Origin of the sequence: Rhodococcus sp. IEGM 1379 (assembly GCF_030056815.1) — a bacterium.
Lineage (GTDB): Bacteria > Actinomycetota > Actinomycetes > Mycobacteriales > Mycobacteriaceae > Rhodococcus_F.
In genome coordinates this window covers 1-21953 of record NZ_JASHKR010000072.1, presented here as the reverse complement: position 1 = coordinate 21953, position 21953 = coordinate 1, and the positions used below count along the sequence as shown (strand labels likewise).

General features: G+C 60.3%; 17 protein-coding genes and 1 riboswitch. Of the genes, 7 read left to right on the top strand and 10 right to left on the bottom strand.

The window, feature by feature from the left end; translation table 11 throughout:
• The 4 genes from QM600_RS24065 to QM600_RS24050 form a co-directional block, all read right to left on the bottom strand.
• Window positions 1-661, bottom strand: a 661-nt coding sequence (locus QM600_RS24065; protein ID WP_283264125.1) for a class I SAM-dependent methyltransferase, incomplete at its 3' end; no start/stop codon positions are given.
• A gap of 487 nt (window positions 662-1148) precedes the next feature.
• Window positions 1149-1763: a hypothetical protein gene (locus QM600_RS24060; protein WP_283264124.1), complete on the bottom strand. Its 615-nt coding sequence runs from the start codon at window positions 1761-1763 to the stop codon at window positions 1149-1151.
• A gap of 131 nt (window positions 1764-1894) precedes the next feature.
• Complete coding sequence (locus QM600_RS24055) at window positions 1895-3220, bottom strand: aminotransferase class V-fold PLP-dependent enzyme (RefSeq protein ID WP_283264123.1); 1326 nt, start codon at window positions 3218-3220, stop codon at window positions 1895-1897.
• A 53-nt stretch (window positions 3221-3273) separates the two neighbouring features.
• Window positions 3274-3388: riboswitch (SAM riboswitch) on the bottom strand.
• Between the two features lie 145 nt (window positions 3389-3533).
• A complete protein-coding gene (locus QM600_RS24050; protein WP_283264122.1) occupies window positions 3534-3887 on the bottom strand; it encodes a VOC family protein in 354 nt (117 codons plus the stop codon).
• Window positions 3888-3974: 87 nt separating this feature from the next.
• On the opposite strand from QM600_RS24050, the gene QM600_RS24045 reads away from it, so the two are divergent.
• The 6 genes from QM600_RS24045 to QM600_RS24020 all read left to right on the top strand — a co-directional run bounded on the left by QM600_RS24045 (window position 3975) and on the right by QM600_RS24020 (window position 14220).
• Window positions 3975-4361 (top strand): hypothetical protein, encoded by a 387-nt coding sequence (locus QM600_RS24045; protein ID WP_283264120.1) that lies wholly within the window; start codon window positions 3975-3977, stop codon window positions 4359-4361.
• A 468-nt stretch (window positions 4362-4829) separates the two neighbouring features.
• The gene (locus QM600_RS24040) at window positions 4830-6686 is read left to right on the top strand and encodes a BCCT family transporter (RefSeq protein ID WP_283264119.1); all 1857 of its coding nucleotides are present in this window, start codon (window positions 4830-4832) and stop codon (window positions 6684-6686) included.
• Window positions 6687-6781: 95 nt separating this feature from the next.
• Window positions 6782-10696, top strand: a complete 3915-nt coding sequence (locus QM600_RS24035; protein ID WP_283264117.1) for a Pls/PosA family non-ribosomal peptide synthetase — start codon at window positions 6782-6784, stop codon at window positions 10694-10696.
• A complete protein-coding gene (locus QM600_RS24030) occupies window positions 10681-12012 on the top strand; it encodes a M1 family metallopeptidase (RefSeq protein ID WP_502943090.1) in 1332 nt (443 codons plus the stop codon). The genes QM600_RS24035 and QM600_RS24030 overlap by 16 nt, the downstream gene beginning before the upstream one ends.
• Window positions 12013-12171: 159 nt before the next feature.
• Entirely contained in the window at window positions 12172-12669 is a 498-nt protein-coding gene (locus QM600_RS24025; protein WP_283264127.1) for an NfeD C-terminal domain-containing protein, read from the top strand.
• Between the two features lie 12 nt (window positions 12670-12681).
• A complete protein-coding gene (locus QM600_RS24020; RefSeq protein ID WP_283264113.1) occupies window positions 12682-14220 on the top strand; it encodes a flotillin family protein in 1539 nt (512 codons plus the stop codon).
• 48 nt (window positions 14221-14268) lie between these two features.
• Here QM600_RS24020 and QM600_RS24015 read toward each other — a convergent pair whose 3' ends face one another.
• From QM600_RS24015 to QM600_RS23990, 6 genes are all read right to left on the bottom strand, one after another.
• A complete protein-coding gene (locus tag QM600_RS24015; RefSeq protein ID WP_283264112.1) occupies window positions 14269-15513 on the bottom strand; it encodes an MFS transporter in 1245 nt (414 codons plus the stop codon).
• Window positions 15513-16157, bottom strand: coding sequence for a GntR family transcriptional regulator (locus QM600_RS24010; protein ID WP_283264111.1), 645 nt, complete (start codon window positions 16155-16157; stop codon window positions 15513-15515). Before QM600_RS24010 ends, QM600_RS24015 begins: the two co-directional genes overlap by 1 nt.
• 34 nt (window positions 16158-16191) lie before the next feature.
• Entirely contained in the window at window positions 16192-16989 is a 798-nt protein-coding gene (locus tag QM600_RS24005; RefSeq protein WP_283264109.1) for an SDR family NAD(P)-dependent oxidoreductase, read from the bottom strand.
• A gap of 52 nt (window positions 16990-17041) precedes the next feature.
• A complete protein-coding gene (locus tag QM600_RS24000) occupies window positions 17042-17734 on the bottom strand; it encodes a class F sortase (RefSeq protein ID WP_283264108.1) in 693 nt (230 codons plus the stop codon).
• A 29-nt stretch (window positions 17735-17763) separates the two neighbouring features.
• Complete coding sequence (locus QM600_RS23995; RefSeq protein ID WP_283264106.1) at window positions 17764-19173, bottom strand: hypothetical protein; 1410 nt, start codon at window positions 19171-19173, stop codon at window positions 17764-17766.
• A 715-nt stretch (window positions 19174-19888) separates the two neighbouring features.
• Window positions 19889-20347 carry a carboxymuconolactone decarboxylase family protein gene (locus QM600_RS23990; protein WP_283264105.1) on the bottom strand — a complete coding sequence of 153 codons (459 nt, stop codon included), beginning with the start codon at window positions 20345-20347 and terminating at the stop codon, window positions 19889-19891.
• Between the two features lie 49 nt (window positions 20348-20396).
• Between QM600_RS23990 and pdxR the strand changes: the two genes are divergently transcribed.
• A complete protein-coding gene (gene pdxR, locus QM600_RS23985; protein WP_283264103.1) occupies window positions 20397-21812 on the top strand; it encodes a MocR-like pyridoxine biosynthesis transcription factor PdxR in 1416 nt (471 codons plus the stop codon).
• Window positions 21813-21953 lie beyond the last annotated feature (141 nt).

Sequence of the window (21953 nt, the reverse complement as noted above, 5' to 3'; positions counted from 1 at the left end):
GCAGCACAACGGTATCCGTGGTGTGATGCATCTGCTCGGGATTTGCGGGAAGATCCCGTTCCCGCGACTCCGAGACCAGCAGCTTCCACCCGTCCGTGAACAGCGATTCCACATATTCGGGCGTATGCAGCATGGCCCGATGATGCTCCGTGGGCGACTCGTGAGGCGAGTGACCGACGATCAGCAGATGGCCACCGGGAGCGACCAAGTCTCCGAGTGCCCGGAATAGTTCTCCGCGAGCAGGTTCGAGCATGTGGAAGAACTGCGCTGACACCAAGTCGAACGAGCGACCCTGCGAATCCCACTTCGTGAGGTCGGCTTCGAGCCATTCGATATCGATGCCGGAACCTTCGACGTGTTCCTTCGCGCGAGAAAGCGCAACCGAAGAAATATCGGTGCCGGTGACCTTCCACCCACGACGCGCCAACCACAGAGCGTCGGCGCCTTCACCGCAGCCGACATCGAGCGCGGTACCCGGTTCGAGATCGGACGCCTCGGCGATCAACTGCGGGTTGGGGTTTCCACTCCAGCGCGCGGCGCGTTCCTCGTACAGCGAGTTCCAGAATTGTGCGTCCGCCTTGGCGTACGGGTTCTCGGCAGTTTCCGTGTGATCGTGCTGTGCGTGGTTGTCGTGTGCATGGTCATGGTGTGCGTGGCTCATGCATTCCAGGATGGGCACACTTCACGATTCATGCAATGTTCGTTGCCGAAACGGCAAGTGTGATGTCGTGCGGCCCTGCGCGGGGTCGGCCGTACCATCAAAGTGGGACCATACAGGTGGTTTCATATTCATGACCGACGCTAGGACGACGCCGTAACGACATCAACTTACGAAGACAAAACCGTGCGCGTAGATGACCGAGGCGTCACGATCCGACACTTCTACTTTCCGTTTGTCAGCAAGTGTGTTCCGCACTCGCGGATCGAATCCATGAACCCCGGAACCATGTCATGGCTGAGTGGTCGCCTACGAATTTGGGGCACAGGCGATTTCAGCTCCTGGTGCAGCCTTGATTTGCTGCGCCCGTGGAAGGAAACCGCTGTGATATTGACCCTTACCGGGCGTGGAGCGCCATCATTCACTCCTCAGGACCCCGATCGCGTCGAGGCCGAAATCAAGAAGTACATCGCATAGCATCCGGCAACGATCAGGATGCGAGTGTGCGCTGACGCGGCGGCAATCCGAAGCGACCGAGAACCTCGTCGACGGCCGTCGACGCAGTCACCAGGCTGCGTCCCTGAAGCCACGGAATGGTCTCATCTACAAGATGTTCGAGAGTTCGCGGCAATGCCAGCGGCAACAACGTCACACCGTCTGCGACATCGGCGGCCCGAATATCGGCTATCAAACTTCCGAGCCCGGAGGGGGTTCCGACGTACTGCAGCGACACCGGAACTCTTGCGACCGTCAAGGCACTGTCCAACTGCGCCAACTCTTTACGCGCCGAGCGCGCTTCCGGTGCGATCAGAACTTCGAGATCAACCAACACTGCAACAGTGTCGGGATCACGGCCGTCCGCAGCGAGTGCTGCTCGGATACCGGCGCGCCGAACCTGCGCGGCACGCAAGTCGGTGGCGCGAATTCGAATGACGTTGGCGGGGTAGGCCGTCAGATCAAGCAGGGTTTCACTCTCAGTGAGGTCTACCCAGTAGTCACCGCCGATGAGAGGCAGGTTTCCGGGAGCACCCTCGGCAGCTGGATGGTGCCCGAAGCCCGTCAGTTCGACAGCTACATGCAGGGAGTGTGAAGCGACAGAAGACATGTGTATCTCCGAAAGTGAGAAAGATGTAGTGGTGAGCGAGACGATCGTCAGCTCGTACACATTCCAAACTTCGCAGTTGTCATGTCTGCCATGCTAGTTGCCTACTCCGGTCAGCGCATTCGCGCTTTCGCTCAGACGCACTCGGTTATACCGGCGTTAGTGTCGGCTCCAGCGAGGAAAGTGCGGGTCTCGGGCGTGGGGTTCCAGGCGCCCGCAGTCTTTTCGTAGTTCCAATCACGCTGATTGGAAACCAGGATGCTCACGGCGTTGATCAGGCGAGTCACGTCATCCGAACTGCTGCCCAAACCGAGGCTGGCGCGCACGGCTCCACCGGACAGCCCGAGACGCGAGAGCAGCGGGTGCGCGCAGAAGCGGCCGTCGCGAACGCCGATGCCGTGTTCTGCCGACAGGAACGCTGCTACCTCGCCGGCTTCGTAGCCGTCGACGGTGAAGGTGACAATTCCGACGGCGTCGGGAGCGTCGGCCCACAGACGGAGCAAGTTGACGCCTGCGATAGCGGACAGGCCGTCGATGAGCTGCTCGGTCAGAGCCTTCTCATGTTCTGCGATGACATCGAAGTCGAGTGCGGTCAACGCGTCACACGCAGCAGCAATAGCACCGGCGCCGAGAACGTTGGGCGAACCGGCCTCGTGACGGGCGGGAGCGCAGGCCCACTCGGTGGACTCCAACGTCACCTCACGGACAGCGCCACCACCGGCGAGGTACGGCTTTGCCTCGTCGAGCCAGTCGCGACGGCCGACCAGGACGCCCGCACCGAACGGTGCGTACAGCTTGTGTCCGGAGAAGGCGATGTAGTCGACGCCGCATTCCTGCAAGTCGATACGACGGTGGGGTGCCAACTGGGCTGCGTCGACGAGGATGCGTGCACCGCAGCGATGAGCGATGTCAGCCAGGCGTGCGATCGGCAGGATCTCGCCGGTCACGTTGGATGCGCCCGTGATTGCCAGCAGTGCAGCAGGCTTGGTGCACAGTTCCGCGATGAGTCGCTCGATGGTCTCTTCGACGGTATCGGCGGCCGTGACGACGCGAGCATCGTTCCAGGGCAACAGGTTTGCGTGATGCTCGATGTCGAGGACAACGGTGCTGCCGGGAACGGACTGAGCCAGGAGGTTCAGCGAATCAGTGGTGTTGCGAGTGAAGACCACAACCTGATCGTCGGCGCAGTTAACGAAGCGAGCAACTGATTCGCGTGCGTTCTCGTACGTCAGTGTGGAGATTCGCGATGCGTATCCGGCGCCGCGGTGGACGCTGGCGTAGGTGGGGAGCAATTCTGCGATGCGGTCAGTGACCTGGGACAACGCCGGCGCGCTGGCTGCGTAGTCGAAGTTTGCGTACGAACACTCACCGCCCTGCACGAGGGGAACCTGCAGGTCAGAACCCGAAACCTTGGCAATGGGAGCGGTGGCACAGAACTCGGCACTCAAAACAGCAGTCATCGACGACAATCCTCACGTTCAAGGACTCATTTTTCGGGTGATGTTCCCGGAAGAGCCCGCGCTTGCCGCATCCGTTTTCGGATACAGCCGGGTCGTCACCCGGAGCACCCCACCGCGGAGGAGGGTTGCCGACCAGCAAGCCGGGGCTGAACACTGGTACTCGTGACCTGGCAACGAGAATGGCAGGAACTTGCAATCTTGTCAACCTTTCGCGTTGACGCGTCCGGATCTCCCGCACGACAAAGCGCCTACCGGGCAGGTTCACAGATCCCGAATATTGTTGCCACTCTTATCTTTCCGATCAGAGACCACCTCAGTCTCGATGGCTCACGATGTTGATGAGGTTGCCGTCCGGCGCCCGAACGAAGAACCGTCGAACGCCCCACTCTTCGGTAGTTATCGGGTGCACGATCTCGAAGCCGAGTTGGCGAGCCTCTTCATACGCGCCGTCGAGGTCATCCGTGTGAACTGAGATAACCGAGTCTTCGGGTGCGGTTGCATCATGCGTTACGAGCTGGACATGTTCCCCGTTGACTGGAGACGTGTAGCGAGCCACCCACCCCAGATTGAACTCCTCGGTACTCAAACCGAGATAGTCGGTATAGAAACCTTTTGCAGCCTCGACGTCATCCACTCTGAGATTGGTCGTTATGCGTGTTGCTCGCATGCAATTCTCCTGACTACGGCGAATGTGCTTGATCATCGTCCGTGTGTTCCGACGTGTCGAGCATCTGTCACATGCGACGATCGAATAATGGCGGAGCGATGGCACGAGAGCAGACGCCTCGAGCGATGGATGCAAACCGTCGCATTGGCCACGTTGCTAGTTCTGGGACCGTCCACCGTCAATGCCGTGATCTCGGAACACACCACATGGAATTGGGTGCGCCTCTCTGCTTGGATACTCGCGACTGTCGGATTCGCGATCGCAACGGTCCAGTCGTGGAAGAACAGAAACAAGCCGCGAAGCAGTCGGCTGACGTCAACCGTCGACCCGTCGGAAATACCGATCGAGGACGTACGCAAAGCCATTGCCTCAACCGACTCACGCATCCCGGCGGTCAAGGCACTGCGCGAGCAACACACCGGCCTCGGGCTGAAAGATGCCGCAGAACTGATTGATGCGGAACTCGGTAAATAGGCCTCTCCACGGCCGACAGTGGCTACCATCACAGTTACATTTCGGCTTCATCGGCATCACGAGCCCAAGTGTGACTCCCGCCTGCCATAACCACTTGACCTACAGACTCATTCGTCGATCTTGACAGACCACATCCGCCGAGAGCCGTCACGCTATTGATCATTCCTTGAATTCCAAAGGAATTCGTCGCATCAGTGGTGAATCGGCATCCAAAAACCCTTCACCCCAACATAGTTACGACGCAGATCCGAACCCGTTGCACATATTCGCCCACATTGCACCAACTTTCGTCCAGTTGAGCCATTCGAAATGCGCGGCTACCTTGTAGTGCGCAGCAATAGTCCGGGCTTGACGACGGTGATGCGAACGAGTCCGCCCCACCGCGACCTGCGGCCCCCGACTGGAGCTGAGCACGTCGACGATGCCGCCGGGGTGTGCTGTAAGTGCTCAACTGGTGGAGGAGCAAAGATGACTGCGTTCAAAAATGCATGGAAGGGACTGCGGAAACCCGTATTCGTCCCGGCATCGATAGTGATTTTCGGACTGATCGCGTTTGCGGTGATCTACGCGGGAACCGCCTCCGACGCCTTCACGAGGCTAAACACCGCGATCAGCGACGGCGTCGGCTGGTGGTACGTCCTCTCAGCCACAGGATTTGTCGTCTTTGCGTTCTACTGTGGAATCAGCCGTATCGGCAACATCAGACTCGGCCGTGACGACGAGAATCCCGAGTTCGGCATGATGTCGTGGTTCGCCATGCTCTTCAGCGCCGGCATGGGCATCGGTCTCGTGTTCTACGGAGTGGCAGAACCACTTTCGCACTACGTCACACCACCGGTCGCGGGCCAGATCGCCGGCTCCACCGACGCCGCGGCAAATCAGGCCATGGAACTCACGATGTTCCACTGGGGTCTGCACGCGTGGGCTATCTACGTCGTCGTCGGATTGGGTCTGGCCTACATGACGTACCGCAAGGGCCGTCCACTATCGATCCGCTGGCTACTGGAACCGCTGCTCGGGCGCGCCCGAATCGAAGGCAAAATCGGCCACACCATCGACATCATCGCCATCGTCGGCACCCTGTTCGGTGTCGCAACCTCACTCGGCTTCGGAGTCCAGCAGATTTCCGCGGGCCTCGACTACCTCGGCTGGGTGGACACCGGCAACGGCCTCGTCATCACGATCATTGTCATCGTCACCGCGATGGCGACATTCTCGGTAGCGTCGGGCGTCGCCAAGGGGCTCAAATGGCTCTCCAACACCAACATGATCCTGGCCGCGCTCCTGGCCTTGTTCGTGCTGCTCCTCGGTCCCACACTGTTCCTGCTGCAGTCCTGGGTACAGAACATCGGCGGCTACATTCAGGCACTGCCCGAACTGATGCTGCGTACGTCTCCGTTCGCCGAAGACGGCTGGGCCGGGACCTGGACCATCTTCTACTGGGGATGGTGGATGAGTTGGGCACCGTTCGTCGGCATGTTCATCGCGCGAATCTCACGTGGCCGCACCATCCGGGAATTCGTCTTCGGTGTGCTGCTCGCGCCGACACTGGTCGGATCGCTCTGGTTCACCATCTTCGGTAACTCCGGAATTCTTCGTCAGCGCAACGAGGGCACGATGCTCGACGCATCAGGTGCCGTCGACACCAATACGTCACTGTTCGTCCTTCTCGACGGACTTCCGTTGAGCACCATCACGAGTCTCCTCGCGATCATGGTGATCGTCTTCTTCTTCGTCACGTCTGCCGACTCCGGTTCGATTGTCATCGACATCCTCGCCAACGGCGGCAATCTCGAAACCTCCAAGATCACGCGGATCTACTGGACCTTCCTCTCGGGCGCCGCTGCGGCAATCCTCCTCATCGTCGGTGGCAGCACGTCCCTGACCGCGCTGCAAACAGTTGCCATCGCCACTGCTGTGCCCTTCTCGATCATCATGGTGTTGGCTTGTCTGTCGATGCTCAAGGCCTTCCGCTACGAAGTCGCAGCAGCGCCGCGCTATCTGCGTGTGTCGACAACTGCTATCGCGGAAACCGAAGTACCGCAGCCTTCGGTCAAACGACTTCGCGATCTGAATATCTCGTCGACCTTGGCTGGGCTTACCCCCGCTCCAGTCGGGATCCCGATGGAACCGGGAGAATCACACGTGTTCGTCACTGTCCACGAAGTTCCCGCACATGCTGTCAACATCGATCCGGATACCGGTGTCGTGGATATCTCCGAGGCTTCGCAGGCCGTCGACCCGCTGGGTGGCGAAGTCTTCGACACACCCGAGTTCGCCGATTCGGCCGAAGGACACTTGCAGAGCGGCACAAATCCGGAATAACCGCTATGTCGGCATGTTGCATTAGGCAGAACTGTTCACCAACTCGCAAACTTGTCGTGAGATAACAACTCGACAGGTCACACGACTGAAGATTCATGAGCAGAACAGGATCAACGGGTTTGCCACTCCAACCGCAGCCGACGGAAGCACTTCCAGGGATTCCGTCCGTATTCCTACGTTCGTCGCAGGCCCCTGCGCCGCGCACTCTCATCGACATCGTGCGGGCATCCGCGCTGGCAAACCCCGAAGCATCCGCAATCGACGACGGCGAGACGACGCTGTCCTACGCCGAACTGCTCGACGAGATCGAGCAGGGCGCGCGCCTACTGGCTGACGCCGGCGTCGGGGCGGGTGATCGCGTCGGTATCCGGATGCCGTCCGGTTCACGGGCGCTGTATGTGGCGATTCTGTCGATTCTCGCGGCCGGTGCCGCCTACGTGCCGGTCGACGCCGACGACCCGGAAGAACGCGCCGACCTGGTGTTCGGCGAAGCCCAGGTAGCAGCCATCATCACCGGCGACGGCATCCAACCCGGCACTGCGCCGAAGCGACTCGAGCATCCGCCGATACGCGAACCCGAACCAGACGACGACGCCTGGATCATCTTCACCTCCGGCTCCACCGGCACCCCCAAGGGTGTTGCCGTCACTCACCTCAATGCTGCGGCGTTTGTCGACGCCGAAGCCCGCATGTTCCTTCAAGACGAGCCGATCGGTCCGGGAGATCGTGTTCTCGCCGGACTGTCCGTCGCCTTCGACGCGTCGTGCGAGGAGATGTGGCTCGCCTGGCGTCACAGCGCTTGCCTGGTCCCCGCACCCCGATCACTTGTCCGCAGCGGCATGGACCTCGGGCCGTGGCTGGTCTCCCGCGATGTCAGCATCGTCTCCACCGTTCCGACGCTGGCGTCGTTGTGGCCCGCTGAAGCCCTCGAAGCCGTCCGACTGCTGATTTTCGGTGGCGAAGCCTGCCCACCCGAGCTGGCGGAGCGTCTGGCCGTCGAAGGCCGCGAAGTCTGGAACACGTACGGACCTACCGAAGCAACCGTCGTCGCGTGCGGCGCGATCATGGACGGCAAGAGCCCCGTCAGCATCGGGCTTCCGCTCGACGGCTGGGACCTGGCCGTCGTCGACGCCCAGAACAACCCTGTTGCCGTCGGCGAAGTCGGCGAGTTGGTGATCGGCGGCGTCGGACTGGCTCGCTATCTCGATCCGGCGAAGGATGCCGAGAAGTACGCGTCGATGCCGTCGCTCGGCTGGGATCGTGCGTATCGCAGTGGTGATCTCGTCCGGCTCGAACTCGAAGGACTCATGTTCCAGGGCCGAGCCGACGATCAGGTCAAGCTCGGCGGCCGACGCATCGAACTCGGCGAGGTCGACAATGCTCTGCAAAACCTTCCGGGTGTCAGCGGTGCCGCCGCGGCCGTCAAGAAAACCGCGGCGGGCAATCAAATCCTCGTGGGATACATCGCAAGCACCGACCCCGACTTCGATCTCAAGGCCGCACACGCACTGCTCAGCGAGCAGTTGCCCGCAGCCCTCGTTCCTCGTTTGGCGTTGATGGACGAGCTTCCGACGCGTACGTCCGGCAAAGTCGATCGCAACGCTCTCCCCTGGCCACTGCCCGGAGCCGGCGAAGATGCCGGGGCCGCATTGGGACTCGACGGAACCGCAGCCTGGGTTGCCGGGCTGTGGGGATCGATCCTCGGAGCGCAGATCGCCGGCCTCGATGACGACTTCTTCGAGGTCGGCGGTGGATCACTCTCCGCCGCGCAGCTCGTGACAGCACTACGTGAGCGCTTCCCGGAAGTGACAGTCGCTCAACTTTACGATCATCCCCGGTTGGGATCTCTCGCCGAATATCTCGACGAATTGGCACCCACCGAAACCGTCGAGACGCGAATCGTCAAGCCCACACCACTGAAAACCCAACTGGTGCAGGTAGCGGCGACAGTTCCGCTGACCACACTCACCGGGCTGCAGTGGGTCACCTGGCTCGCGATCGCGAACAATGTACTCGGCTGGTTCGTCGACGCCAGTTGGGCGCCGACGGTCTCGTGGTGGTGGATTCTGTTGGCGTTCATCGTGTTCATCACGCCGATCGGCCGCATGGCGATCTCCGTGATCGGTACCCGATTACTACTGCGAAACCTGCAACCCGGCACCTATCCTCGTGGCGGCAGTGAGCACCTGCGATTGTGGATAGCGCATCGACTCACCGAAGCCAGTGGCGCAGCAAATCTTTCGGGCGCGCCCTGGATGCTTTACTACGCTCGAGCACTCGGCGCCGACATCGGGCGCGGTGTCGACCTTCACACACTGCCACCGATTACCGGCATGCTCGAACTCGGTGACGGCTGCTCCATCGAACCCGAAGTCGATCTCTCCGGCCACTGGATCGACGGAGACGTCGTCCACATCGGTGAAATCAAAATCGGGGCAGGCGCTTCCGTCGGTTCGCGTTCCACACTTCTGCCCGGTGCACGCATCGGACGCGGCGCTGTGGTCGAACCCGGATCGGCGGTATTCGGCCGGGTGAAGGCCAATCAGCAGTGGGCCGGTTCGCCCGCAACCAAGGTCGGCAAAGCGAATCATCCCTGGCCGTCGGAACATCCGAAACGCGCACCCGGATGGGTTCCGGTCTACGGAGTCACTTCGGTCTTCCTCGCCGGCATGCCGATCTTTGCTCTCATGGCCGGAATAGCCTTGATCGGCTGGTGGATTCGCGACACCGAGACCCTCGGCGACGCAATTACGCAGTCCCTCATCATGCTTCCCGTCGCCACCATCCTCAGCCTGGTGGTCTTTGCCGGAATCACTCTCGCAGCAGTACGCCTGTTGTCGATCGGCATGGTCGAGGGCTACCACCCCGTCCGCAGCCGAATCGGCTGGCAGGTCTGGGCAACCGAACGTCTCCTCGACTCCGCACGCACGTTCCTTTTCCCTCTCTACGCAAGCCTGCTGACGCCCGGTTGGCTGCGGCTTCTCGGTGCCAAGATCGGTAAGAACGTCGAAGCATCCACCGTCCTGCTTCTCCCCAAGTTCACAACCGTCGCCGACGGCGCATTCCTCGCCGACGACACGATGGTGGCCAACTACGGCCTCGGCGGCGGCTGGATGCACATCGAGCACGCCAAGATCGGTAAGCGCGCTTTCCTCGGCAACTCCGGAATGACGGCGCCCGGTCGACGCGTCCCGAAAAACGGTCTGGTCGCGGTTCTCTCAGCAACACCCTCCAAAGCGAAGTCCGGATCCTCGTGGCTGGGTAGCCCGCCCGTGCGGCTCCGCCGCGCCGTCGGAGACACCGACGTCGCCCGCACCTTCAATCCCCCGACGCGACTCAAGGTCGCCCGCGGGATTGTCGAAACCTGCCGACTGATCCCCGTCATGGTCACTTTCGGCATCGGCCTCGGTGTGCTGTTCGCACTCGAAGCACTCGTCGGCGCGGTGGGGTTCTGGTTCGCTGCATTGCTCAGCGGGGTAGTCCTACTGATCGCCGGAGCCGTCGCCGGAACCGTCACAGTCGCTGCCAAGTGGATTGTCGTCGGCAAGATCAACAAGGTGGAGCACCCACTGTGGAGTTCCTTCGTCTGGCGCAACGAGGTTGCCGACGCCTTTGTCGAGACCGTCGCGGCCCCCTGGTTCGCTCGCGCAGCAACCGGAACCGCAGTTCTGAACATCTTCTTGCGAGGATTGGGCGCCAAGATCGGCAAGGGCGTGTGGTGCGAGTCGTACTGGCTACCCGAAGCGGATCTCGTAACTTTGGGCGACGGCGCAACCGTTGAACGGGGGTGCGTCGTGCAAACTCACCTCTTCCATGATCGGATTATGTCCATGGACACCGTCACCCTCGGCGCGGGCGCAACTCTGGGACCGCATTGTGTTGCGCTACCGGCAGCCGGTATCGGTGCCGGCGCAACCGTCGGACCTGCATCTTTGGTTATGCGAGGTGACACCGTTCCGCCATCCACCCGCTGGCAGGGAAACCCGATCGCACCGTGGGCCGCCTCGTGAAACCGAACAAGTCTCCAGGCGACCCGATCGATCCGTACCTGCCGCAGAACGGCAACTTCGGGTATCGCGTATCGCGATACGAACTGGAGCTGACCTACAAGGTTTTCAGCAATCGGTTGGCCGGCAAAGCCGTCATCACTGCCGTCACCACCGAAAACCGATCCAAGTTCAGCTTCGATCTGGCCCAAAACCTGCAGGTATCCAAGGTATCGGTCAACGGCGCGCGCGGCTCCAAATACTCCCACCAGAACAACAAACTGATCATCACACCGGCCACCAAGATTCCGTCCGGTGGAGCCCTCGCCGTCACCGTCCAGTACACCGGCAATCCCGAGCCGATCAAAAGCCTGTGGGGTGAAGTCGGCTGGGAAGAACTTACCGAAGGCACCCTCGTAGCCAGCCAACCCAACGGCGCCGCGTCGTGGTTCCCGTGCGACGACCATCCCAGTTCCAAAGCGTCGTACCGCATTTCGATTACGACTGATTCGCCGTTCTATGCCCTTGCCAACGGGACATTGATCCGCAAGCAGATCCGCGCCGGCGCAACCACCTGGGTGTACGAACAGACCGAACCCATGGCCACCTATTTGGCCACCATCCAGATCGGGCAGTACGAGCATCGCCAGGTCAGCGCGGGCCCGGTTCCGATCTTCGCGGTTCACCCACCCCGACTGCGCAGTTCGTTCGACGTCGATTTCGCGCGTCAACCGCAGATGCTCGAAGTCTTCGGAAAACTGTTCGGGCCGTATCCTTTTGCCGATTACACCGCAGTGGTGACCGACGACGAACTCGAGATCCCCATCGAAGCGCAGGGTCTCTCGATTTTCGGCGCCAATCACTGCACCGGCCGACGCGGCTCCGAACGCCTTGTGGCACACGAGCTTGCACACCAATGGTTCGGAAACAGCCTTACCCTCGGGGCCTGGTGCGACATCTGGTTGCACGAAGGTTTCGCCTGTTATGCAGAGTGGATCTGGTCCGAGAACTCCGGCGGCCCATCCTCCGAGACTCTGGCATCAAACGCCTACCAAGGGCTCGCGCGCAAACCACAGGATGTGGTTATCGGCAATCCTGGTCCCGCCTTGATGTTCGACGATCGAATCTACAAACGCGGCGCCTTGACGCTCCACGCCCTGCGTGGAGTTCTCGGTGACGACAAGTTCTTCGAACTGATCCTCCAGTGGACTACCAAGCATCGGCACAGCACCGTCAGTACCGAGCAATTCACTGATCTGGCATCACGTTTCACCGACGTCCCGCTGCGTCCACTGTGGGACGCGTGGCTGAATCAGAAAGCACTGCCACCACACATCTGAGCAGCGGCTCCACCACGCCGAAACAGACCGAATGCCCCCCTCAGCTTTGTCGAACCTTTACGATGGACGTGGGCCGAGGGGCGCCCCTGGCAACACAATTCACAGGGCACGCTTCCTCGACAGAGTGATCGGGGGGGATTGATGTTCGTTGCATTCACAATGTGTTTCGTGATCGGAGCGGTTGCTCTGATCGGAGCCTTTGCCGTCGGCGAAGTAACAGACCTGGGCAGCGGACATGGCGACGGATTGCCATTCCTGAGCCTGACCACTTTGGCCACAGCGCTTTTCGGATTCGGCGCCGCCGGCGCAGTTGCAACCATTGCACATCTGTCCACACCGATCGCACTGACAGCGGCGCTCGCACTCGGCATATCACTGGTCGCAACCACTCGCGGACTGATACTCCCCTATCTCCTTAAACAACAGGATAATTCGCACATAAGTCGTACGTCTTACGTTGGACTCTTGGGAACTGTAACGCTCACGATCATGCCAGAGCGATGTGGTGAAGTATCTTTTGCCGATACCGAAGGCAATCGAGTACATGCCACGGCAATCAGTCTGCACAGAGCACCACTCACCACCGGCACCATCGTCTACATCGCCGATGTGGACGATCAATACCTTCGCGTCGTCACTGTCGACGACGCGATCTAAAGGACTCGATACATGCTGGCAATCATCATCATTGCAGTTGCAGTCGCAATAATCGTCTTCATCGTTCTCCCGGCAATCTACGTAAAGAACTACGTCAAGGTTCCGCCCAACGAGGTGGCAGTATTCACCGGCCGCGGCAAACCCAAGGTTGTCCGCGGCGGCGCCCGATTCAAAATTCCCGGAATCGAACGTGTCGACATCATGTCCCTCGAACCGTTCAATGTCAGCATCAATCTCAAGAATGCATTGTCCAACGACGGTGTCCCGGTCAACGTCGAAGCCGTCGGCCTGGTACGGATCGGTTCGGCAGACGAAGCCGTTCAGACTGCGGTGCAACGGTTCTTGACGTCGGACCTGAACGAACTGCAGCGTCAGATCAACGAGATCCTCGCGGGCAGCCTACGCGGGATCACAGCAACGATGACCGTCGAAGATCTCAACTCCAATCGTGATTCTCTCGCCCGAAGTGTGGTCGAGGAAGCCGGCAACGATCTCTCTCGTATCGGGATGGAAGTCGACGTCCTCAAGATCGCAGGAATCTCGGATTTCAACGGCTATCTCGAATCGCTCGGCCAGCGTCGCATCGCCGAGGTCAAGCGAGACGCAGCCATCGGAACCGCAGAGGCGGAACGAGATTCGCAGATCCGATCAGCGAAAGCCCGCCAAGCAGGATCCGTCGCGCAAGCAGAGGCAGATACTGCGATCGCCAGCGCCAACCAGAAGCGTGACGTCGAACTCGCTCGGTTGCGCGCACAAACCGAAGCGGAGAACGCCGAGGCAGATCAGGCCGGTCCGCTTGCGCAAGCGACAGCCGAGAAGGCCGTCGGCATCGCTCGTGAACAGGCCGAAGCAGCACGAGTCGAAGCCCGAACCGAAGTAGAGCGTCGTCGAGCGCAGCAATCCGAGGCCGCTTTGCAGGCCGACGTCATTGCACCGGCAGAAGCTGAACGTCAAGCCTCGATCGCCCGCGCAGAAGGTGAGAAGCAGGCCGCAATTCTCCGTGCTCAGGCCCAGGCCGAATCTGCTCGGCAGGCCGGCGCATCTCAGGCCGACTCCCGAAAACTGGTGGCAGACGCCGTTCGCGCCGAGCAGCAAGCTGACGCAGACGGACTGCGAGCACGACTCGAAGCAGAAGCAGATGGCCGCAAGCTTGCCGCTGATGCGGTTCGAGCCGAACAGCAGGCAGAAGCAGACGGCCTGCGTGCCAACCTCGAAGCGGAAGCCGCGGGTAAGCGTCAGATCGCCGAAGCCTTGAACTCGTACACCCCGCAAGCCGCGCAGTTGCTCACTCTCCCCGATGTATTGGCGGCACTGGTCAATGCAACGGCGGCTGCGGCCAAGCCCGTCGGCGACATCGATCGCATCTCCATCATCAGCGGCGGCGACGGAGCACAAGGTTCCATCGGGTCGATTCTGGGGATCAGCCCCCAGGTGATCGCCGGCGTCATCGAAACCCTCGAAAACTCCGGCGTCGACATCACCGGGCTGCTCAACGGATTGAGCAAGACCGCGAAGGTCGAAGAAAACGGCGCGGTCACCGTAGACGCCTGATCCTTCCGGTCCGCCTGATCCTGTTACGGATCGGCGGACCGGACTTCTTCAGGCGCCGGGGAGGTGCGAACGCGACTTGAGTAGAACCACGAGCAGGCAGGCTGCCGCTGCCGCACTGCCGAACAGAAGCATCAACGGATAGGTCAGGGCCGGAACACTTTCCGACAGCATCGCCAGTACCGCTGGGACAGCGAACCCGATGTACGTGATCGAGTAGAAGACAGCCGTCAAACCTGCCAGGTCGTCGGGGCCCGCGATCCGCTGGATCTCGAGTAGTCCCGACACCAGTGCCATTCCGTACCCACAACCCAGGATCGCAGCGGCAATAACCGCGACAGCCACGGTGAGCGTCGACGCCACCAATGCTGCGCCGGCCATACCGATTACCAGAAAGACCAGCGCTACGACGGCGCCGCGGGCACTGAGGTCGGTGTCGATCTTGCGTCCGAGCGACTGAATCGCAAAACCACATGTCAGCGCCACGACGCACAAGAAGGCCGAAAAGGCTACGGGCGCATCACCACTGTGCCCGGTCATCAAGGCCGGGATGACCGCATATCCGACGCTGGCAGCGCCGAACACCCACGGCGCCAACGGAACAACCACATAAAGGAATCGGCGATGGCCGGCGGCTGGAATCTTCAGATCGTCGATCAAACGGCGACGCGTGTCCATCGTCTGAGCTTCCCGAGTCTCCGGCGCTCGCCACAAAGCAACACCCGCAGCAACGGTGATCGCGATATGCAGGACGTACGCCAACGCTTCGGGCAGTGGTGCCCACTGAGCCAGCACGCCCGCGAACCCGGCTCCCAGCGCGAAGCCGGCGGTCAAGCTCATCGCGGCACGTCTGGCTCCGGCACCGTCAGATGCCGCGGAATCCCAGGGAGCCGTTGATAATTCCTTCAGCCAGGAGCCACCCACGGCCATACCCAGTCCCAGCGCGATGCCGCACAGGATGCGTCCGAGTATCAGAACGGCTGCAGAATCGGCACCGAACGCCAGAAGCGTGGATCCGGCAATCGCGATCAGTGGCGCGGGGAGCATCAAGGGGCGTCGCCCCAACCTGTCCGACAACGGTCCGCCCAGCAGTAGTGCCGGCACTATTCCCATCACGTAGGCAAAGAGGAAGAAGTCGACCATCACAGGAGAATGTCCGTGATCGAGTCGGTACATCACCAACAGTGGCGTGAATTCGTTGCCGCCCCAGGCCACGGCAAACATACTGGCCGCAACCATGAGCCACGCTCGTGCAGAACGCTTTTCAGTGGACCGTTCCACCGTGCTGACAACCATCACAGAGCCCCTCGAAATCCGAGGCCGTGAATCTGACGCATGTGTGTGAGCACCGCGGTGTTGTACGCGTCGGCATCGCCGGATTCGACAAGGTCTGCGAGAGCTGTGTGATCCTCGATGATCTGCGACAACTGGCCCGGATCCTGTGCGATGGACCTCGCGGTCATCCTGCGCTGCCGATCGCGAAGTCCGCCGTAGAACGTGTCCAGCAAAGGGTTTCCGCCGGCGACAACGATCATCTTGTGAAAATCTGCATCAGCAGCGCTGAAGGCTACGACGTCACCACGATCCGCAATCTCACGCTGCTCGATCAAGCTGGTACGCAGGGCCGCAACCAGATTGCTCCGAACATGCGGCTGCTCGGCCACAACGCGCACGCTCTGCGTCTCCACCAGCTGGCGCGCCGCCACGACGTGTTCAGCCTCTCCGTCGGCGACGGGCACGACAAGCGCGCCCTTCTTCGGATACAACCGCATCCAGCCTTCGGCCTCGAGGCGCAGGAAAGCCTCGCGAACAGGAGTCCGACTGCACTCCATCCGCTTCGCGATTTCGCCCTCACTGATGAGCTCGCCGCCGGGCAGCTCACCGGAGAGGATCAGTTCCTTCACTTCACGGAAGACTGACTCCGCAGCCGAATGCAACATAGACACAAGATGTATTTATACCCCTGCGTGCAGGTCAGTAGTACACCGGCCCGGGAACACCACCACCCGCAGCAATCGCATCGCCCGTGATGGAGACACTGCGCGGCGACGCCAGGAAAGTCACGACGTCAGCCACTTCACTGGCATCGACGATCTTTCGAATCGAATTTGTTGCGATACCGGCTTCCACCTCGTCGAGCGAACGCCCGGTCAGGTTCATCTCGCCTTCGATCCGCGCATTCAACCTCTCGGTCCGCGTGACACCGGGATGCACGACGGTCACATTGATCCCGCTGGGCCCCAACTCGTCGGCCAAGTTCTTCGTCAACGCCGAAACACTGACATTGCGAATGGTGTGGGCAATCGAGGTAGCGCTGCGCGCGCCCAGTCCACTGATGTTGATGATCCGGCCCCAACCCTGCGCGACCATGTGCGGCGCCACCGCGCGAGCAGTGCGGAGGTAGCCGAGAACCTTCACTTCGATTTGATCCCGAACGACCTCATCCGTTGTCGACCAGAAATCCGTCGGCTTTCCCGCACTCCACGGAGTCGCCGCAGAATTGACCAGGATGTCGACGCCTCCGAAAGTCTCGACCACCTCGTGCACCGACGCGTGAACTACGACGCCGTCGCGGGTATCCGTCAGGACGCCGATTGCCCGCACGCCGAACTCCGCAGAGATCTGTGCTGCAACGGAATCCACAGATTCCGCAGTTCTGGCAAGAATTGCGACGTCGACGCCCTCCGCCGCCAGCCCGCGGGCTATCGCCAACCCGATACCTTTGCTACCGCCGGCGACGATTGCACGTTTTCCCGAAAGACGAAGGTCCATGCCTGTGAGACTAACCAGACATGGACCTTCGTTGTCAGCGTGAACCGAGTTTTCAAACGATCAGATCGGCGTACAGGTAGACATTGTCCGCGTAATTGCCGACCCCGCCGTCGAACTGAAGTTCTCCACCGCACGTGACGACCGCGAGCTTTCGTGGCCCGTCATGACCCGCAAGAACGCTTTCCTCGACGCCGTCCGCCTTGGGTCGCGTAGTCACCGCCGTTACCTTCCACGACGTGCTCTTGCCAGCCGCATCGGATGTACGAATGGTCTCGCCGGGACTGATCGTTCCCAGATCGAACAAGGCACCATTGCCCTGTCCCGTCAGATTTACATGGCCCACAATCAAAGTCGTGCCGGTCGCGGAATCCAACGGCGCACCGTCGAGCCAGATTCCGACGTCCTTCACGTTCTCCGGCGGAGTGAGAACACCATCCGGAACAGTCGCGTCCACAATCGGAGCGCGAACGCCAACCGCGTCCAACGCCAACGTATTCGGCGCCATGGGCGTGTGCACCGGCACCGTCGTCGTGGCCTGATCCGACGTTACGACACTCCCCGGAACTGGCGGCGTAGCAGCAGTAGTGTCGCTGCTGGACTGGAACCCGAAGAAAGCCAAGGCAATTCCGACAACAAGCGCGGCGATGATTGCAATAATCCCGCTCTTTCGATACCGATTCGAAGGACCGGCCGGCGAGCCCTCATCCGGCTCGCCGAACTCATCATTGTCCGAATACAGAGTCATCAACACTCATTTCGTTGCGAGGTGGAGAGTTAAGCGCGAGTGCGACGGATAGCCAGTGCGCCCACTCCGGCAAATCCGATCAGGCCGAACCCCGCCAGTGCGATTCCGGAAGTGCCACTCGAATTCTGTTGCGCGCTACCGCCATCGATTGCCGTTGGACGGGGACCAGTAGCCTGCCTGGGCGCTACGGCCGCGGGGGCAGTCGGGGCTTGAATAACCGTCACTGGCGCAACCGCCGACGGCTGCTGCTGAGCCGGAACGATGATCGGGATCACGGGAACAATCGGAATGATGGGAACAACGATCACGGGCGTATTGGCCGGCGTGGTCGCAGCTGGGGTGGTCGTCACGGGGATAGCGCTGTACTCGACGGAGGCCTCGACATTGATCCGACGGGGACTAACCGTGTCGAAGGAGGCGAATACCTGGCATTGTGCACCTGCCGTGTTCCAGTGCAGGTTCTCGACCGCATCCGGAACGACATCAGCGATCACCGAATAGCCTCCACCAGTCTTGGCCGTCAGGCAGAGATCAATGGCGGTCTCGCCGGAGCCACTGCCACGCACGGTGAGGTTGTTTCCGTTCAAGCGCGCATCCGAGTTCTTATCACAGACCGTCAGTGTTGCGCCGCCCGATGCCCGCACGTCGATCTGCTTGCCGTACATGTTTGTACTCAGCGTAAAGACCGCAGTGTCAACAACTTTCAGAGATCCCGTCGTCGGCGTCTTACGTACCAGATCGAGAGTCTGAGTAACCTTCATCAACGTGACGATCCGAGCCTGCTCGGCAGTACCGAGATACTCATCGCACAGGCCGCGAAATTCGCCCATGAGCGGGTTGTTGTAGTCCGATATGCACCACACCAAACCTTGACGTGCCGAACGCGCATTCTCCGACGAGTTGCCCGAGACGTCATTCCCCCATGTCGCGGGATTCTGCAACAGCCAACTGATGACCAACTTGTCATTCTCGGTCAAGGTCAGATTGCCCGACGACGGTTCTGTCGGTCCCATCACCTCGTGTTCCTTGTCGACCGGCAAGCCGTCCTCGACGCCTGAACACGGATCGAGGTCGAAGTCTGTGCAGTACATCCATTCCGACTTCGCGCCGACACCGCTGACCTCACGAATACCGCAGACCGGCGCATCTGTCGCCAGACTCGCGCCACGATCAGTGCTGCCGTACAACGGCACGATATTGCCGTCGTTGTAGTGCTTCAGCCGAAGCTCCGAGATCTCGAGCATCTGAGCGGCCGGCGTGTACTCCGTGCCCTCACATTCTTGGGCAGTGAACGCCGAGGCCACGGTGCGGACGGGAACCGGAGCCGAAAGAGCTGGGGACGCGAATACAACGCTACTTCCACCGACTGTCACAACAATAGCGGTGGTGAGCGCCAACCGAAGACCTCGTGATCTCCGCCGAGAACCGTGCACAGTCATAGAGAATTCCCTTTCCCGACATTTCAGTAGCGGAGAGTTTCTCGATCTCGGCGGAATTAATTCGCGGAACCAAGTACACGCGTGACGCCGGAGCAAGACAGAGCAATCATCCAGTTATAAATACGGAATGTAGTGCATATTTGACGAGTTCGATAGAAGAATCCGGATTACCTTTCGGTCCGACCTCTCGACCGTTAGACACAAGAACGAAATTGCCTGAGCATTTGCGTTGAATGTCGATATCGCCGGGCGGCCCCATTGCCCCGCATCCAGGCGTTTACTACTTCAATTTCCGAGCGCTCACATCAAGGCAGCCGAGGGATTCAAAGCAAAACACGCAGGAAGAGGTGCTTGCGGGGCATCTGGACACCAAGGACTGGCCGCGACTTACGTCATGCATCGCCCGAAATCCACCACAGCGATTTGCATCAAAACATCGATATTGCGATCTGCATCACTGTCGAATCTTTCTTCTCACCAAAACCCGAAAGAACTCATGAAAGATATTAATTGCATTATTAGCTCCTATGGTAGAAGTAGACCTATTCGGCCATTTGAGCGCATTCCCCGGCGATGCCACTTCGGTAACTGCAGCCGCCACTACGATGCTTATGTCTGCTTTGGTTGAACCGACATCAAAATAACGATTGCCCTATCTCCATCTCTCAGTGTCTCTATCTCTCAGTGCCGTGATCTCCTGCCGGATCGCAACCCGTTATCCGCGGACTGGCGGCGTCCTGCGAGTGGTGACCGCAATGCGATTCCACGCGTTGATCGTGACGATCACGCTAATGAGTTGTGCAAGCTCGGTCTCCTCAAAATGCTCCGCGGCCGCGCTGTACACCTGGTCCGGTACAAACCCATCGGTCAACACCGTCACAGCTTCGGTCAGCGCGAGCGCTACCCGTTCCCGATCCGAATACACATTCAGCGCTTCCTCCCAGGCGTTCAGGAGATCAAGCTTTTGCTCGCTCACCCCAACCGATCGCGCATCACGTGCATGCATGTCCAGGCACCATGCACAGTGATTCAATTGCGACGCTCTCGTAAGCACCAGTTCCACGAGTGTCGGCTCGAGCCCCTTACGCGCAACACTGTCGAGAGCAATCACTGCCTTGTACACCTCGGGCGCCAATTTTGCGAGATCGAGTCGTTGACTGCTTGTCGTTGTCATACTCACAAGCTAATCCAGCAATGACCCCGAATCATGGTTCAATGTGCAAGTGAATTCGTGGGCCAATGTCGGCATGGATCTACACCTCGAATTGCCGCGTGGGATCGGGGTCAAAGCCGCACTACTGCAAGGACTTCGGGATGCAATCGACAGCGGCGGCCTCAAACCCGGAACGCGACTACCGCCGTCTCGAAGTCTCGCTGTGGATCTCGGAGTCTCCCGAAATACCGTTGCTGACTGCTACACCGAACTTGCACATGCCGGGTGGCTCATCACTCGTCAGGGCTCGGGCACCGTCGTTGCATCACGCGCCGACGCCAAGGCGGGCGACGCACGCGGAATTACGCAATCTCCGTCCAAGCCTCCCGAACAGGAACCACCCCGGTCCGCACTCAGCTTCATCCCTGGATCTCCTGATGTGTCGTCATTTCCGCGGGCACAGTGGATTTCCTCGGCGCGGAGGTCACTGACATCGGCGCCGAACGACGCATTTTCGGCTACAGATCCCCGCGGACGAATCGAACTCCGCACGGCACTCAGTTCGTATCTGGGGAGGACACGCGGTGTACGCACTGATCCTGAGCACATCGTCGTCTGCGCAAGCTCAGGACACGGGCTGACACTAATTGCTCGCGTCCTCCAGGAAACTGTCGCAGTAGACGCCTATGGCCTTCACTTGCACCGAGATCTTCTCGCCGCCGAAGGAATTCGTACCGTCCCGATACTCGTAGACGAATCCGGCACTTGCACAGAACAGCTGGCCTCGACCCAGGCGAAGGTCGCACTACTCACACCCACCCATCAGTTTCCGCTCGGCGGACCTCTCATACCCAGCCGACGCAGAACCGCCTTGGACTGGGCGTCCAACTCAGGTGGGATCGTTATCGAGGACGACTATGACGGCGAATTCCGATACGACCGCAAACCTGTCGGAGCCCTCCAAGCCATCGCACCACAACACGTCGCGTACATGGGGACGGTCAGCAAGACACTCTCACCGGCCATTCGAATCGGATGGATGGTGCTGCCCGACAGACTTATCGAACCAGTTCTAGCACTCAAAGGACCGTACGAGCGTTGGGTCAGCGCAACTGACCAGTTGACGCTTGCAGATTTCATCGATTCGGGAAGGTTCGACGCTCATATACGCAAGATGCGTACGACATACCGACGGCGACGCAACCAGCTGGTCGACACTCTCGAACATCGACTGCCAGACGTACGGATCACCGGAATCTCTGCAGGACTTCATGCGGTGATTCAGGTTCCGCGGGGAACCGAAGGTGCGATCTTGAGCGCCGCCGATGGACTCGGGCTCGATCTGGTCGGGATATCGACGTTCCGGCATCCCGACGCGCCTCCCGCCGGCATCGATGGGATCGTCGTCGGATACAGCACGCCGACGCCGTCACGCTATTCCGATGCGCTGGAAAGGCTATGCACGGCAATGGAGTCCGTGCTGTGAAGTCAGGTGTTCGTCGGCTCTCCAGAACCGTTCCGGAACACGAAAAAACCCCCCAACCAAAAGGTTGGGGGGCTTGATCGTAAAATGTGTTCGGCGGTGTCCTACTCTCCCACACCCTGTCGAGTGCAGTACCATCGGCGC